This is a genomic window from Ruminococcus sp. Marseille-P328 (assembly GCF_964249465.1).
GTDB classification, from domain to species: Bacteria; Bacillota; Clostridia; order Lachnospirales; family Lachnospiraceae; genus Blautia_A; species Blautia_A faecis.
This window is the reverse complement of record NZ_CAXUBQ010000006.1, coordinates 109,390-125,062: the sequence shown is the minus strand read 5'-3', so window position 1 is coordinate 125,062 and position 15,673 is coordinate 109,390. Positions and strand designations below refer to the sequence as shown.

At 43.3% G+C, this 15,673-nt stretch carries 15 protein-coding genes; all 15 read right to left on the bottom strand.

The genetic code is table 11. From position 1 onward, the window contains the following. Positions 1 to 7: 7 nt before the first annotated feature. On the bottom strand, positions 8 to 391 hold the full coding sequence (locus tag ACESTK_RS06230; protein ID WP_347160992.1) for a hypothetical protein: 384 nt from the start codon (positions 389 to 391) through the stop codon (positions 8 to 10). A gap of 167 nt (positions 392 to 558) precedes the next feature. After that, positions 559 to 1,497, bottom strand: coding sequence for a translation elongation factor Ts (gene tsf / locus ACESTK_RS06225; RefSeq protein WP_195409702.1), 939 nt, complete (start codon positions 1,495 to 1,497; stop codon positions 559 to 561). Positions 1,498 to 1,604: 107 nt separating this feature from the next. Beyond that, positions 1,605 to 2,345 carry a 30S ribosomal protein S2 gene (gene rpsB / locus ACESTK_RS06220; protein WP_118579468.1) on the bottom strand — a complete coding sequence of 247 codons (741 nt, stop codon included), beginning with the start codon at positions 2,343 to 2,345 and terminating at the stop codon, positions 1,605 to 1,607. Between the two features lie 375 nt (positions 2,346 to 2,720). After that, the gene (locus ACESTK_RS06215) at positions 2,721 to 3,548 is read right to left on the bottom strand and encodes a pseudouridine synthase (RefSeq protein ID WP_373119171.1); all 828 of its coding nucleotides are present in this window, start codon (positions 3,546 to 3,548) and stop codon (positions 2,721 to 2,723) included. A gap of 22 nt (positions 3,549 to 3,570) precedes the next feature. Continuing rightward, a complete protein-coding gene (locus ACESTK_RS06210; protein ID WP_373119169.1) occupies positions 3,571 to 5,745 on the bottom strand; it encodes a DUF6449 domain-containing protein in 2,175 nt (724 codons plus the stop codon). Next, a complete protein-coding gene (locus ACESTK_RS06205) occupies positions 5,723 to 6,622 on the bottom strand; it encodes an ABC transporter ATP-binding protein (protein ID WP_373119168.1) in 900 nt (299 codons plus the stop codon). The genes ACESTK_RS06210 and ACESTK_RS06205 overlap by 23 nt, the downstream gene beginning before the upstream one ends. Then, positions 6,619 to 6,996: a GntR family transcriptional regulator gene (locus tag ACESTK_RS06200; protein WP_330382706.1), complete on the bottom strand. Its 378-nt coding sequence runs from the start codon at positions 6,994 to 6,996 to the stop codon at positions 6,619 to 6,621. Before ACESTK_RS06200 ends, ACESTK_RS06205 begins: the two co-directional genes overlap by 4 nt. A gap of 197 nt (positions 6,997 to 7,193) precedes the next feature. Beyond that, a complete protein-coding gene (locus tag ACESTK_RS06195) occupies positions 7,194 to 8,009 on the bottom strand; it encodes a CPBP family intramembrane glutamic endopeptidase (RefSeq protein WP_195699984.1) in 816 nt (271 codons plus the stop codon). A gap of 20 nt (positions 8,010 to 8,029) precedes the next feature. Continuing rightward, entirely contained in the window at positions 8,030 to 8,677 is a 648-nt protein-coding gene (locus ACESTK_RS06190; protein ID WP_373119165.1) for an HAD-IA family hydrolase, read from the bottom strand. 166 nt (positions 8,678 to 8,843) lie between these two features. Continuing rightward, on the bottom strand, positions 8,844 to 10,136 hold the full coding sequence (locus tag ACESTK_RS06185) for a hypothetical protein (RefSeq protein WP_204454288.1): 1,293 nt from the start codon (positions 10,134 to 10,136) through the stop codon (positions 8,844 to 8,846). Continuing rightward, entirely contained in the window at positions 10,133 to 11,431 is a 1,299-nt protein-coding gene (locus ACESTK_RS06180; protein ID WP_373119163.1) for a protein kinase, read from the bottom strand. Before ACESTK_RS06180 ends, ACESTK_RS06185 begins: the two co-directional genes overlap by 4 nt. Before the next feature lie 58 nt (positions 11,432 to 11,489). After that, the gene (locus ACESTK_RS06175) at positions 11,490 to 11,669 is read right to left on the bottom strand and encodes a DUF6783 domain-containing protein (protein WP_118579441.1); all 180 of its coding nucleotides are present in this window, start codon (positions 11,667 to 11,669) and stop codon (positions 11,490 to 11,492) included. A 234-nt stretch (positions 11,670 to 11,903) separates the two neighbouring features. Further along, entirely contained in the window at positions 11,904 to 13,769 is a 1,866-nt protein-coding gene (locus tag ACESTK_RS06170) for an ABC transporter ATP-binding protein (protein ID WP_330382705.1), read from the bottom strand. After that, complete coding sequence (locus ACESTK_RS06165) at positions 13,750 to 15,486, bottom strand: ABC transporter ATP-binding protein (RefSeq protein WP_373119160.1); 1,737 nt, start codon at positions 15,484 to 15,486, stop codon at positions 13,750 to 13,752. The genes ACESTK_RS06170 and ACESTK_RS06165 overlap by 20 nt, the downstream gene beginning before the upstream one ends. Then, a complete protein-coding gene (locus tag ACESTK_RS06160; RefSeq protein ID WP_373119194.1) occupies positions 15,483 to 15,629 on the bottom strand; it encodes a hypothetical protein in 147 nt (48 codons plus the stop codon). Before ACESTK_RS06160 ends, ACESTK_RS06165 begins: the two co-directional genes overlap by 4 nt. Positions 15,630 to 15,673 lie beyond the last annotated feature (44 nt).

Here is a 15,673-nt window from a genome sequence, read left to right as displayed (position 1 = left end):
TATCCATTCATCGGCATTCTGAATCAACCATTTCTCTTGCAACCGCCATTAACGCATCCTGCAAGTTCTCCATCTCTTTTTCTTCCAGACCATAGACTTTTGTCAAGTGAAAAAGAATCTCTTCTCTCTGATGTTCCTGCATCTGCCAAAGATACGAAAATCTACCTCCAGCTACCATATGAGTATCGGAAATATCAAACACATAACGTAATCTGGTATTTTGTCCATTTTCATCAAGTAAGACAATTCCCTTTGCGCCACGATTTACCCAGCGTAGCATCTTCTCATTCCACAGTTCCAATGATGCACAAGCTGTTGCATTTAGACGCTGTGCATGGATCAGAAGCTGATCAGAAAAAGAATAACGGTATAGTCTTGATGCTGTATCCATATAATTCATCCAATCCCCTGGCGATACTTTAGACTTTAGACCTTTTAAAAAAAGCCCCGAAAACCTTATAATCACTGTGAAACGTAGTGTTTATAAGGCTTTCAGGGCCTTTAAATACTTAAATTCAGACTTATTAAAATAATAGAAAGAAAACTTAAGTTAATGGATTATTTACCCATCTGCTTTGCAACTTCCTCAGCAAAGTTCTCTTCTTTCTTCTCGATTCCGTCTCCGGTCTCGTAACGAACGAAGCCTTTGATTGTGATCTTAGCGCCGTTCTCTTTAGCAACCTGTGCTACATAGTTTCCAACAGACTGTTTTCCATCTTCAGCTTTAACATAAACCTGATCAAGAAGGCAGATCTCTTTAAGCTCTTTCTTGATACGTCCTGCGATCATTCCCTGGATAACCTTCTCCGGTTTCTGGGATTCCTTAGGATCGTTCTGAATCTGAGCCATAAGGATTTCTTTCTCATGCTCGATATACTCAGCGCTTACTTCGCTGTCGCTTGTGTAAAGAGGTTTCAGAGCTGCAACCTGCATTGCAACGTTCTTAGCCATCTCTTTAACAGCGTCGTTTACAACATCTGTCTCAACGTCAACAAGAACGCCGATCTTTCCACCCATATGTGTGTAGGAAGCAACGAAACCGTTCTCCTCTTTCATCTGTGCGAATCTACGGATGTTCATGTTCTCGCCGATAACTGCGATCTGAGCTGCAAGAGCTTCTTTTACAGTCTTAGTGGTATCAAGTGCCCATGCCTCTGCAAGGAAAGCATCGATATCAGCTGCTGTAGTTGTCAGAGCCTGAGCTGCAACATCTGCAACATACTGCTGGAATTTCTCGTTCTTAGCAACGAAGTCTGTCTCGGAGTTAACCTCAACAACAACTGCGTTCTTAGCGTCGTCAGCAACAAGCGTCTTGCAAAGACCCTCTGCTGCAACACGGTTTGCTTTCTTCTGAGCGGTAGCAAGACCTTTCTCGCGAAGGAACTCTACTGCTTTATCCATATCGCCTTCTGTAGCTGTAAGAGCTTTCTTACAGTCCATCATACCAGCGCCGGTCATCTCTCTTAACTCTTTTACCTGTGCTGCTGTAATAGCCATTTTCATTTCCTCCTGATGATAGTGTGTTGTAAGGACCTGTCCGTCAGCTGTGGATATGCCTATGCAGGCATAGCTCATTCACAGCTGATGTCCAGAATTTTCACAAATTATTCCTCTGTAGCGAACTCTTCAGACTCAGCCTGGATTTCTCCCTCAGCGTCTGTCTGTCCCTGGTTTGCTTCGATAACTGCGTCAGCCATCTTGGAAACGATCAGTTTTACAGCACGGATAGCGTCATCGTTACCCGGGATTACGTAATCCAGTTCTTCTGGGTCACAGTTAGTATCGCAGATTCCGATAAGCGGAATTCCCAGTGTATGAGCTTCCTGAATACAGATCTTTTCCTTCTTAGGATCTACTACGAAGATAGCATCTGGAAGTCTCTTCATTTCTTTGATACCGCCAAGGTTCTTCTGAAGTTTATCTAATTCTTTTCTTAAAGCGATAACTTCTTTCTTAGGCAGAACATCGAATGTTCCATCAGACTCCATGGTCTCAATTTCTTTCAGTTTCGCAATACGGCTCTGGATAGTCTTGAAGTTGGTAAGCATACCGCCTAACCATCTCTCATTTACATAGAACTGTCCGCAACGCTCAGCCTCTGTCTTGATAGCGTCCTGAGCCTGTTTCTTAGTACCAACGAAAAGGATATTTCCGCCGTTAGCTACGATATCAGCGATTGCATTATAAGCATCGTCAACCATTCCTACAGACTGCTGTAAGTCGATGATATAGATACCATTTCTCTCTGTGTAGATGTATGGAGCCATTTTAGGGTTCCATCTTCTTGTCTGATGTCCGAAATGAACACCTGCCTCTAAAAGCTGTTTCATTGAAATAACGCTCATGTCTTTTTCTCCTTTTGGTTAAATTCTTCCGCATGAATCCTTTTCCTCTCGGACCCAGCCTCACACCGCAGGGCACCATCCTGGGAATCTCCATGCGTGTTTGATAGTTTGCAACTTTTGTATTATAACATGACAAAACCCTCCGTGTAAAGAGGGTTTTTGCAAATTTTTCCGCTAATTTTTCCGCTATTTTACAATGAAAGTCCCAGACGGCAGCCATGAATGAGCCAGGCTTGCATGAGCGAATTCATGGATATCGGGCGGGCTATACCGTATGAGTAAGTAGGGCGATAGCCCGAATTACAAATACAGTCAACAGCTGCAAAGCAGCTGACTTTCATATTCAACAATATTTGCGTAAGCAGACATACCCTTTTAGGAGTTTTCGCATTTCAGCGCCGCCAGTTCATCAGGCGTCAGTTCCCTGGCCTTTCCTTTCGGCAGGTCATCTGGCAAAGTCAGCGCCCCCATAGAAATCCGTTTCAGATAAATTACTTTCTTTCCAACAGCTTCCATCATTCGCTTCACCTGATGAAAACGGCCCTCGTGGATTGTCAGAAGAATTTCAGAACACCAGATGCTGCCCTCCGGATCTGCCTTATGTCCTGCAGCATTTGAATTGGCTATCACTGCTCCTGATTCACCTTCGACATTTTTACGTTCAACATTCTCTTCCCATGTTCTGAGAATCTCCAGCTTCCCCGGCAAGGTTGGCTTCTCATCTCCAATATCCACACCTAACCGGATCTTCTCTATATCCTCCGGCACCACTTTTCCTTCCGTCACCGCGAAATACGTCTTATCCACATGTTTCTTCGGGGAAAGCAGTCTGTGGGCAAGCTGCCCATCATCTGTAATAAAAAGCAAGCCTTCCGTATCCTTATCAAGGCGTCCTACCGGAAAAAGATTCCGTCTGCCATCCTTTGGCACCAGATCCAGAACTGTCTTTTCCCTGGTATCTTCTGTGGCACTTACATATCCGGCAGGCTTGTGCAAAAGATAGTACACAAACTCTGCCCTTGCTCCAACATGCTCTCCGCCAAATTCTACCACGTCCGTCTCCGGATCTATTTTCAGTTCCGGCTTTTTCGCTTTCTCATCATTTACCTGAACCATTCCTTTCTGGATCAGCTTCTTCACTTCCGTTCTCGTACCTGCTCCTGAATCCGCCAGAAATCTGTCCAGTCTCACTGCTTTTCCCATTCTTTATAGTAGCTCTCCTTCTTTATTCCTTTTCAAAAACCTCAAAGGATAATGCCCGCTGTGAATCCTCTTTCATAAATTCCGGAACATCCTTCGCCATTATGGACCACGCTGCCTCTGATTCCACTCCGTCAATCACAACCTTCAGGCTGGCCCATTTATCAGCTTCCCTTTTTTCCCAGAATGGCACCATCTGGTAACATCTCAGAACCTTTTTCAGTTCTTCCAGCTGTTCCGGTTGATCGTAAACTACAGGAGAAGAATATTCATTGTGCTCCTCATTCATATAATATTCCACTTCCACAGCGCTCAGCTTCACATCCTCCATAGAGACAGGATACCCTGTTTCCTTCAAAATTTCAACTGTCCTTTTGAACTGCGGGAATACATAAAAGCATGCGAAAAAATAATAGTCTCCGGTTCTGCCAGGCACCATGGCATCAACTGATTCTGCAGATGGTACTCCGGAATACTCAATGTTCAGGCTTGCACATGGCTCTCCGGTCAGCACTTCCGGATCCGCCTCCTCTACATCCTGACGAAATGCATCCACCAACAGCTGTCTCTTTGCCTTATTGTCCTGGAAAAGGGAAATAGATTCTCCTGTAATAAAATCACAGCGCACCTCATCCACATATTTATCATCCAGCTTTAAAATGGAATAGCGCTCAGACTTTAAGGTTCCCTCCGCATATCCCTCTTTATACAAGTTCTTCTGATTCTCTGTGCTGACCATATAAGAGCGATAAACAGTTTTTCCGGATTTCAGGTCATAACGCATCTGAAGTCTTGATGTATCGTTAGAAGGATCCCATATATCGCCGTTCCACAGCGCTCTGTTGTCACTATCTTCTGAAAGGGATCGGCATATAACCTTGTTTTCCTTCACAATCTGCTCCACACATGCATAAATATCAGGACTAATGCCCAGATTATTGCCCAGAAGATCTCCATTCCTATAATATCCGGAATCCTGTGTGGAAATCTTGCCATCTTCATTTATTTCAACGCTATAAGTATTCTCCCATCCACCGCCATCCGTAAATTCAGCTGCAATATTTTCGATTTTATCATAAGAAGGGATATAGTTGTCGTATCCAGTCAGGTCAAATAAGAACATACAGGCCACAAATGCTACACAGGCCCCGCTTACCACAAACTGTATTTTATTGGAGAAAAATTTTCGGAAATCCCTGTAATAAATAATTCCCATTATCCCTCCTGAAAGAAGGGTTCCAAAAATCAATCCGAAAATCCACCATACAATTCTGGAATTGTCACTTGGAAGCATATAGAAAATAAGTCCGATTCCAAGTCCTCCGGGAACCACAATCATAAATCTTATGATTGTGCCAACCCATGGAAAAACAAAGGCCATACCGGTTCTTTCGGATTTTCTGTTTACAAATGCATAATATCCAAGAACGCCAAAAGCGATTGTCACCAGAAGCACAATTCCCAGAATGCCACCATAATTTCCTTCTGCATATTTTCCCACAAAGGTGTAGGCAAGGATGACTGGTGACGCCATTTCTCTCAAGCCTTTTATATAGCCATAGACACCTGCACTGCTGGTATAATAAAAGGCATATTCGTAAAACTGCAGAGTAACAGAAAGCACCGGTCCATAAGCAGCCACTGCAATAAGCAGAAGAGCTCCCATAAGCAGATGACCGGTAATGCAGATTACCAACACAACCGAAAAATACAAAAGCAGATATAAAAGCAAATGAAATACCATCATCAAAAATGCCAGTTTCATAAGATGAAGGCTGAAAAATCCCCTCATTGCCCCGATGCAGACGGAGAAAAATTCCATTGCCAGATATGGAAGCAAATAATACAAAAGGGACTGCAAAGTCTTATGCCAGAACATTCTGCTTCGTTTCACCGGAAGACTGTGATAGAAATCAATTTTCCGCGGTGAATAGAGATACCAGAACTGGCTGATTCCGTTAAACAATGCTGCAACTGCTGCAACTGCAAGTCCGGTGATCATAAATCCATCCTGCCACAGATTTGCATAAAGTGCATTGATCTCCCTGGTGGTATATCCCATTCCAAACCAGTTTCCCAGCATGATCAGCTCTGCCACTGGAAATGCCAGAAGAAATCCAATGGTCACAAAAGCCGGGATCCACATCATGCCTTTTGATGACACCTTCATGTATCGGCTAGAATAAATTTTTGATTTCATAGCCTGCCACCTCCGTTTCACTGATAAAAATTTCCTCCAGGGTCAGAGGAAGCACCTCCATAAAGAGAGGATTTTTGGCCTGGATCTTCTCTATGATCTCACTTCTGGTTCCCCGGGCTGTTATCATAAGAAGAGAACCCTGATGCTGCACCTTCAAAACCTGAAGTTCCTTTTCCAGTTCTTTTTCCTGCTGTCTTCCACTGAGCACACACTGTATCTTGTGAATGTGAAATTTCATGTCTTCCAGATCTTTGGAAAGAAGAATCCCCCCTTTATGCAAAAGCCCGACATGGTCGCAGATATCCTCCAGTTCGCGCAGATTGTGAGACGCGATCACAGGAGTAAATTCCCGGTTCATAATCTCCGCCGCAAACAGACTCTTTACTGCCTGACGCATTACTGGATCAAGTCCATCAAAGGTCTCATCGCAAAACAGATATTTCGTTGCCGCGCACACACCGATGATTACCAGAACCTGTTTTTTCATACCTTTGGAAAAAGTTGCAATTCTGCGATTTTCTTCCAGATGGAATTGTTCCATCAGTTCATGAAAAAACCTGGTTCGAAACTGAGGGTAAAAGTTCCGGTAAAAGCGCACCAGATCCATTGCTGTATAATTTGCCGGAAAATAACTGTCATCTGAGATATAGAAAAACAGTTTTTTTGCTTCTTCATTTTCGTACACTGACATACCGTCAATCTGGATTTCCCCTTCATCTGGCTTTATAATTCCAGCCATCATCCGAAGCAGGGTGCTTTTCCCGGCGCCGTTACTGCCCACAAGACCAAACACTTCCCGCACTCCAACATCCAGAGTTGCTTTATTGACCGCTTTGACAGTGTCAAACGCCTTACTGCATTCTTTGACTTCTATCATGGCTTCTCCTCCTTGTAACACTCCCTAATAATGTAGATCAGCTCTTCCGCTTCCATTCCCATAGCCTTTCCCTTCCGGATCAGGGTTTTCAGTTCTTTTATATAGGAAGCTTTGCTAAGTTTACGCACTTCTTCACTGTCTGCGATAAAGTTTCCTGTTCCTTTAACCGGGTAGATCAGTCCCTCCTGTTCCAGCTGCATGTAAGCACGCTGGATGGTGTTGGGGTTGATCGATAATTCCATGGCCAGCTGCCGCACAGAGGGCATTCTGGAGCCTGGCTCCAGTACTCCCATCAGGATCAGATTCCGAAATTTCTCCTCCACCTGCTCGTACAGTGGCCTTCTGTCCTGATAATCCAAAACGATCATAGACATGCTTCCTCCTTTCTAAGTGTATTAATACATTTAATACACTTAAGATAGCATATGTGTACTTTAAATTCAAGACGGGAAATTCTTAAATGTTTATAAAGTGGAATGCGCCAACAAAAAACCTTCTCACAATCTCCCCTGTTTTTCCAGGATTTTGTAAGAAGGTCTTCTATTTTTCTTAATATATTTCTGATTATGCTTTATATCAGCCTCGTACATCCTCGTTTCTGATAATTCTTATAGCATCTCCAGATACCATAAGTTCCTGCAAAAACAAGAAACAGATTCAGTGCAATTACGGATGTGGCTCCTGTATGATCCAGCATGTACAGCATCACATCACTGACCAGCAGGCTCCAGATATTTGCCCCCATATGAAGAAATACACTGGCAAACAGATTTCCTCTCCATTCCAGGATCAATGCGAAAAGCAATCCCATAATAGTTGCATACACTCCCTGGAGCAGATTCATATGGTAAATTCCAAATGTCAGTCCTGAAAACAGTGCAGCTGTGATCACGCGCATATTATCTCTCATACGAAGAAATACCAGCCAGCGGAAAATAACCTCTTCTGCAAAAGGTGCTGCAATCCCCATCCAGAAAATCAGACTCCAGATACTTTTCCCCTCGGAAATCAAGGACTGAGTTTCCTGATAAGCTTCCGGATTCAAATATTGCTGAAAAAGCCCTACCAGAATGTTTCCATATTGACCAAGAAATGCGCCAATTACAAGAAACCCCAGGATTTCAGGAACAGGAAGGTGACGATCAGCTGCAGGATATAATATCCCGGTTTCTTTTCTTCTTGAAAAATCGCCCCGATACAACAATATGCAGGGAACTGCAGCCAGAATCCCTGTCAGACCAGTCAGCATAAGCACATGCTGGTAATATGCACTCATATCTGCGCCAGTCCGCTGCACCAGAAAATACAGTCCCAGATAGGAGACAAGCTGGGAAAGCACAAAATGGATTCCCACCGGATACAGACACTTCCATGCCAAAACCGGCATTTTCTGTTTTCTTCTGGGGCTCAGGCGAAAAAATCCAGTATTTCCTCTGCCGAATTCACAATTTTAAAGGGATGGGCATTTTTCAGTTCTTCTTCGGTTCCGTAACCATAGGAAACTGCAATGCATTCCAATCCGGCGCGTCTTGCCCCAAATACATCATGCTCTTTATCCCCCACCATGATCACCTGGTCACGGTGTTCAGAAAATCCCAGCAGCTTCAGAGTTTCCTCGATCACCTCTGTCTTATTGGTTCGTCTACCCTCAGGCTCACTTCCAACCATCTCGTCAAAATAAGAATCAATATGGAAATATTCCGCAACAATCTTCACAAAATTCTCTGGTTTGGAAGATGCAATGGCAAGTTTGTATCCTCTTTGTTTCAGTCCGGATAACATTTCCGGAATGCCAGGATACAGTTCATTCTCATAAATCCCCACTGGTGCATATCGTTCTCTGTAAATCCCAACTGCCTTTCTTGCCGTTTCTTCGTCAATTCCCGCATATTCCTGAAACTGCTCCAAAAGGGGCGGTCCCACAAAAATGCGCAGCTTCTGAAGATCTGATTCTGGTTTTCCCACCTTCTCCAGAGCATATTGTACGGATTTGGTGATTCCCTCCCCGGAATCGGTGAGAGTTCCGTCCAGATCAAATAAAATAGCTTTGTACATCTGTGTTTTGCCTCCTGTACCGTCATGTAATTTTTGTCGTTGATTTTTCAGGTCTTTCGCTATATGAGTGTTAATTATAACATCATTTCTTTATAACGTCCAGATGGCAAAATCTTAGTTGATGGTTACCATTCACTCCATGACCAGTAACAATTGATGCACACTTTCAAAACTCCCATATAGGCATATGCACAATTCTTCTCCCATCTATTACCGCAATCACCTTCACAGTATTTTCCTTCGCTGTAATCGGCTGGTCAAATATAAGGGTATCCCCCTTCTGGTGCCAGAAAATCTCATCACCATTTAAGTTCAAAGACAGAATTGTAACATCCTGCTCACCGGTAGTTCTTATAACTTGTATTTCAGGATATTCATTTACAGGGACTGTTTCTTCGTGTACAAAACGTATTGTGCCATTTTCATTATCATTTATGTTATTGTTTTTATTTATGTTTTCATTTTTTTCTCTATTTTCATCATTTCTGTTATAGAATCCAAGTCCATGAGATGTCTTTGCCATTCCTACTGCTGTAAAAACCGTGCCGGCCCCCGTGAGCTTCAAGTACTCACTGGTATTTTCTTTTTTGGAACTTTCCGTAATTTTTGCTTTGACCCTATTCTCTTTTTTCCGATAAGTATTCTTTGTTTCTCTGGCAGTAATCCTGCTTTCACTTATATTTTCATCTGCTGCGGTATCTTCTGACTTTTCTTCTTTGCTTTTTGAGCTATCCTTCTTTACACGGGGAGTGTTTTTTGTAGTATTGCTTTTAGACTCAGTTCCATTGGCACTGTTGTCTGCATTTATATTCGTTTTCTTATTCTCTGAGTTTTTGTTTGCCGGTAAGGCTGCCGTGACACTGTTTTCTTTCTTTATTTCTTTCTTGTTTTCTTTTGGTCTTCTCTCAGAACCCGCAGCTTGAGGTTTTTCCCAGCCCTCCTCATCACCTGTGTTGTCACCGTTCTCTGTTTTCGACAAGCCAGCTCCTGCGTTGCTATTACTGTTATTGTTATTATTGTTGTTATTATTGTTGTTACTGTTATTATTCCCGCTGTTGTTATCGTTACTGCTGCCGCTATTATGACTGTTATTATTACCGTCATTTTCTATGTCATTACTGCTAGTACCGCCATTCGCGCTGTCATTATTGCTGTTGTTATTACTCTCATTACCATTACTGCTCCCATTTTCTTTCTTCTCTGGCTCCGTAGTTTCCTGATTTTCTTCAGCCTCCTCCCAATTATCAAATATACCTTCATCAGCACCAATATCGATATCAAATCCTCCAAATTCCCCACCATAAGTGTAAAGTATACCAACTTTGGTAATAAGTAAAATCACTGTCACCATCAGATAAATTCCAGGTTTCCGAAAGTTATTCCAGATGCTGTGCGAATATATACCTCTTTGATTTGAATTTTTCGCAATTTTTCTCCTTATGCTTCTCCATCTTTTCATTTTCCCTCACCTGTTTCACTTTCCATCTGTTTTTCCCAGATTTCAACGCTCTTACAATCCGTCCCATCTGCCTTACTGCTTCTGTATAAAACATAAAGTCTCCTGCTGGAATTCTTCTGACCTCTTCGCAAAAGGAACAGTCCATATTTCCCATACCCTTCTGCAAATTCCGGCGCATACAAAAGCAGCTGCTCATAATACACGGCGGCCCGTTCCCACTCTTTCTGAAGTTCCGCATTTACCGCCAATAATAAAAGCAATTTTCTCTGCTCTTCATCTTTCGTATATTCTTTTTGCAGTTTTTGCAAAGCACTTTCTGCATGCTCGCATTTTTTAAGAAGAAATTTATCTGCTTCTTTGTCTGTACTTTTTTTATCCGCTTCTGCTGCAGATTCCTTTGGCAACGAAGAAGACTCATTTTCCTCTATCTCGTAATATCCTTTCGTTACTTCTGCCAATGCACTTTCGAAAGCTGCCTGCTGCTCTGATCCTGCAAGAAATACACCTGCAGCCAGCAAAATCCCCGTAGTTCCAATCACCACCGCTGCATTTTTTCTGGCAAGCCCTTTTCTTTTTCCTATACCAGAAAGCATTTTTCTTGCCTGTGCCGCATTTTCAAATCGTCTTTTCCCCTGAGGCCGGGTACATTTATAGAGAAACAAAGCAAACCCAGGAACTTTCCACAAAACAGATAACCAGTTTTTTCCTGCCAGCGCCTGTAATGTTTTTCCCAAAGCATAAAGATCACTGGAGCTGTTTACTTTTCCCACATATTGTTCTGGAGCTGCAAAGCCTTCTGTTCCCATACAGATCCGCTGATTTTCTCCAAATCCAAACACCGCGCTCCCAAAATCCACCAGATACAATTTGCCCGAATCTGAAAGCATAAGATTATCCGGTTTCAAGTCCCCATAATATACCGGCGGCTTTTGCCCATGAAGATATTCCAGAACTGCAAGCACAGTGTCTCCGTGGGAAAGAAGCTCATCCACTGCAAAAACATGTCCCTCCTTTAACATCTGTCCAAGGGACTTTCCACGAATATATTCCATGATCAGATAACAATGATCCCCATTTTCCACATAATCTACCATCCGTGGAATGGATGGATGTTCCAGAAGCCGCAGCAGTCTGGCTTCACGCTTTTTCTCAAGGGGAAGTTCTTTTACTGCCCAGTAATTTCCAAGCTCCATATCCCTGGCAAGGTACAAATGCCCCTCCCCACCTGCGCCTACCTGCTCCAGGATACAGTAACGCATTTTCAAGATCATACCTGTAAGATTGATGATAATCACCTCTTTTTCATAAAAACATGTAACTATTTTCAATAACAAAAATGAGACAAAACACGCTTCAAGGTCTGACGCAAGCACAGGCTTTAGAGCGTGTTTGAAAAAGGCTTTCTGCAAGATGTGCGTCACAATTTGTGGGAGATTTCGCCCGGATGAGGGCGCCGTAGTGGGCTACGGCAACTGAATTCGGGTGAAATCTCCCGCAAAGTGGGGCGTGCAGATTGCGGGAATGATTTTTCAAACAGGCTCTAGCTCGTTGTCTGCATAAATTAAGTGAATACTGTCGGCGATCTCCGGCAAATGATAAATATAAATAAGATAAAAAATTAGTGATTATGAAATATCCGCTATTCCGAAGCGCGATTGAAAAAGCTTCGAATCAGACATTTAAGAATGTAATCAGAATTATAACATTTAAAGTCCACTGTGAAAAGCACTTTATAAAAATTTTATAAGTGCTTTTCACAATCTCAGATTAAATCTGAATCGTCCTTCCCAGTTCTGCGGACGTTCTGTGTGAAATGGAAATAACGGTACGATCCTTTGCCACACGTTTCAATGCGGCCAGAACAGCCTTCTCTGTCTCCGCATCCAGGTTTGCAGTAATCTCATCCAGAAGAAGCAGTTTGGGCTCTGCCACTGCTGCCCTGGCAATGGATAGCAGCTGCCACTGTCCCTGGGAAAAAATCTCCGGGGTGCAATAAGTATCGTAACCATTTTCCAGACTCTCAATTGCCTCTTTTAAACCTGTAAGCTCTGCAACAGCCTTTACCTGACGCTCAGAGATCCGGTCATCATATAATGTAATCTGGTCGCGTACGGTTCCCGGCACCATGTGAAAAGTCTGCTCTACGTATCCAAAGAGTTTCCGTCGTTCTCCAGCCCTCACAGCCGTTGCTGGAATGCCGTGGAGCAGTACCTGTCCCTGATCCGGCTCATAAAGTCCAAGAAGCAGCTTCAATATCGTACTCTTTCCTGCACCAGTTCGTCCGAGTAGAGTCACCTGATCGGTATCCATCACCTTGAAATTCAGATGTTCCAGCACCACATGCTCATCATAGCCGAAGGTTACATTCCGGAATTCTACAAACGGAAAACTATTACTGCCAGAAGCTCCCAGTCTGTGCCTTTCTTCCATATCAGCCATCGCTTCCTTTCGGCTAATCTTTTCATTTCTGTTTTCTTCTATTTTTGTTGCCGGATTATTCCAGGTTTTCTCGGTATCTCCATTCTCCTGTGCGCCATTTTCTTTCTCCTCCAGCCCAAAGAATTCATTAATCCTATGGATTCCAGCTACCGCGGACTGGATGGTCTGAATCTCCATTCCAAGACTTTCCACCGGCGAAAAAATCTGTGAAATATAGTTGATCACAGCCACTGCAGTTCCCGCAGACATTCCAAAAAACGTGAGCACCATCTTATTTCCAGATGCTGAAAGCAGCATCACAGCTGCAACCACGACTGCATTTAAAATCAAGATCACCGGTGAATATACTGCATCATAAAAATTGGTTCTCTCCATTGCCTGGTAACTTTCACCGATGTAAGTGTCGTAACGCTCTTCCATATATTTTTCCCTGCCAAGGCAATGGATGGTACGGATATTATGAAGGGTTTCCGGCACATGTCCAGAGGCTCTTCCCACAGCCTTACGGTTTTCGATCTGGGCTGCCAGCATGTTTTTCTGCACATGTCTGGTAAACCAGAAAAGAAATGGCAGTATTACAAGAAGCACCACAGCGAGACCCTTATTTTCAAACCAGATCACCACCAGAATACTGATAATCTTGCAGGCGTCAGCAAACATACTGATGATCCCTGAGGTAAAAAGATTTTCCACAGTATCTACATCACCAACAAAGCGTGAAGCCAGAGTTCCAGGTTCCAGCCCTGTCAGTTTGTCAGAAGTAAGGCATATGAATTTTTCCATAAGGCTGCTTCTAAGTGCATGTGTGATTTTCTGCCCAAATACGGTAAGCAGACCTTCCCTGGCAGATTCCATGAATCCGGTAAGTGCAAGCATTGCAAAATAAAGGAAAATCACCCAGAATGTCACGGCTTTTCCCGCTGTGACTGTATCTACGATTTTTGCCAGGATCAGCGGCGGGATAAGAGCCGTTACCACTGCGCCTGCTACAGCAAAGACAATACCCATAGACAGCCATTTCTGCTGCAGAACTGTTTTCCAGATCACACCTTTTACCTGTCTTTTTTTCGCTTTTGCAATTTTCCCTTTTCCCTTGTTTTCTACCGGAAAAACATTTGCATCTGACCTTCTGCTCTTTTCCAAAATCATATTTTCTTCTGATTTCACGTTGTTCTTATTTCTGTCTGTCTTCACTCTCTGCACCTCCTTCCTCAGTAAATAATTTCTTATACTCCGGTACCTTCACAAGTAATTCTTCATGCGTACCCACCACTGTTTTTCCATCTTCCATCCAGATGATCTGATTCATCTGCGGAAACAGATACAGACGGTGGGAAATCAGCAGCACAATATTCTCTTTCGCCTGTGCTTTCAAATTGGCAAAAATCTGTCTCTCGGTGCTCTTATCCAAAGCCGAAAAAGGATCATCCAGAACCAGAACTGGCTTTTTGTGGCAAAGAGTTCTTGCAAGAGCCAAACGTTTTCCCTGTCCGCCCGAAAGACGTACGCCACCATTTCCTACCAGAGTCTGTAAACCATCATCCATCTCATTTACTTCTTCTGCCATGCAAACCATTTTCAGGAAATCCTCTGTCTTTTTCTGTTCACCCATAAGCACATTGTTTTCCACGCTGTCGTTAAACAGCTCCGGATCATGACCAAGATAGCCTATGATATTCGTCTGCCAGGATTGGGGCATATTCTGAAGCTCTTTGCCATCCACAAGAATCTGACCTTCATATGGATACTCGCACAAAAATACTTTTCCCAAAGTAGACTTTCCGCAGGCCACTGGTCCGGTAATTCCGATTATCTGCCCTTTTTCAGCCTTGAAGGAAATATCCTTCAGAATCTGTTTCCCATCCGGATAAGCAAAATTCAGATGACGGACCTGCAATTGTTTTACGTTCCTGTAACGAATTTCTGACTGGGCTATCTCTAGCTGAGATAGTTCCTTCTGCGACAATGTTTCTTCTGCATGTTTAGCAGACACATTTTCGATCTTTTCCACTTTCCCATTTTCCAGAATTCCAGACACATTTTTCTCACTCTTTGGAATTTCTTCCTGCTTTGTCAAAAGCGGCTTAATACGCTTCCAGGAAATCTGCGCCTTGTGCACTGCATTAAACAGCTTCGCTGCACTGGAAGATTTCACTGACAGCTTCACAAAGCATGCCAGGAAAGTAGTAAAAGATGCAATCGTCCATGTGCTCCAGCCTGTTCCCAGAACATTTTTCTGTCCAAAATACAGGATAAACAGTACCCCGGTCATGGAAATGATCCGGTACAAAGGCGGCATGATGGAATTCCAGATATTCGCTTTTACTGCTGACTTTTCATAAGCGGTAAGATTTTCTTCATATGCCTTGCGGCGCTCCTCTTCACATCCAAAAACACGGTATGTAACAGCATTTTCCGCCCGATCCAGAGTCGCTGTACTTAAATGTCCAGACTGCTCTTTGTATGCAGTTCCGGTTATCTGGATCATTTTTTTCATTTTTTTCGCCGTCATATAAGAAACCGGCGGGAAAATCATGCAAAGCAAGGCAAGCCTGAAATCATACCACAAAAGCATTCCTGCATAAGCAGCCAGGGCAACTCCTGTATCAAAAATCTCCGTAGTGAATTTACGCATTCCCTCCACGCAGTCATCCACATCCAGGATTGCCTTGGTCATAATGCTTCCCTCGCCCTCTTCCCGAAGGCTTGCACGACTTTTCCGCACCAGACTGGCGTACAGGATTTCTTTCATTCTGCGATTTACATTGTTGGCAAAACGCCGCACATAAAACCGCTTAATATACCTGGCAGTCTGGACAATTGCAATGGCGGTCACATAGCCCGGCACCAGAACCAGCATATCTGAAAACTGGTCAGCCCCTTTCAGGATATCCACCAGGCAGCCGGTCATTTTCCCTCAAACCAGGGACCTGCCAGAAGGCCGATATTATAAATCAAACCGGATATAGCCACTGCCAGAAGCACTTTCCATTCTTTCAGGAAATAGGAAAACACCCTGTCCGGCTGAAAATTTGTATGATGTTTCGCTTTCATCTGACATTTCCTTTCTGCCTTAGAGCGTGTTTGAAAAATCATTC

Excerpts from the sequence above, each read along its gene's own strand:
- ACESTK_RS06160 (WP_373119194.1), bottom strand. The coding sequence starts at position 15,629 with ATGAAAGCGAAACATCATACAAATTTTCAGCCGGACAGGGTGTTTTCC.
- rpsB (WP_118579468.1), bottom strand. The coding sequence starts at position 2,345 with ATGAGCGTTATTTCAATGAAACAGCTTTTAGAGGCAGGTGTTCATTTC.
- ACESTK_RS06210 (WP_373119169.1), bottom strand. The coding sequence starts at position 5,745 with ATGAAATCAAAAATTTATTCTAGCCGATACATGAAGGTGTCATCAAAA.
- ACESTK_RS06215 (WP_373119171.1), bottom strand. The coding sequence starts at position 3,548 with ATGGGAAAAGCAGTGAGACTGGACAGATTTCTGGCGGATTCAGGAGCA.
- ACESTK_RS06190 (WP_373119165.1), bottom strand. The coding sequence starts at position 8,677 with ATGTACAAAGCTATTTTATTTGATCTGGACGGAACTCTCACCGATTCC.
- ACESTK_RS06200 (WP_330382706.1), bottom strand. The coding sequence starts at position 6,996 with ATGTCTATGATCGTTTTGGATTATCAGGACAGAAGGCCACTGTACGAG.
- ACESTK_RS06230 (WP_347160992.1), bottom strand. The coding sequence starts at position 391 with ATGGATACAGCATCAAGACTATACCGTTATTCTTTTTCTGATCAGCTT.
- ACESTK_RS06165 (WP_373119160.1), bottom strand. The coding sequence starts at position 15,486 with ATGACCGGCTGCCTGGTGGATATCCTGAAAGGGGCTGACCAGTTTTCA.
- ACESTK_RS06205 (WP_373119168.1), bottom strand. The coding sequence starts at position 6,622 with ATGATAGAAGTCAAAGAATGCAGTAAGGCGTTTGACACTGTCAAAGCG.
- ACESTK_RS06195 (WP_195699984.1), bottom strand. The coding sequence starts at position 8,009 with ATGCCGGTTTTGGCATGGAAGTGTCTGTATCCGGTGGGAATCCATTTT.
- ACESTK_RS06185 (WP_204454288.1), bottom strand. The coding sequence starts at position 10,136 with ATGAAAAGATGGAGAAGCATAAGGAGAAAAATTGCGAAAAATTCAAAT.
- tsf (WP_195409702.1), bottom strand. The coding sequence starts at position 1,497 with ATGGCTATTACAGCAGCACAGGTAAAAGAGTTAAGAGAGATGACCGGC.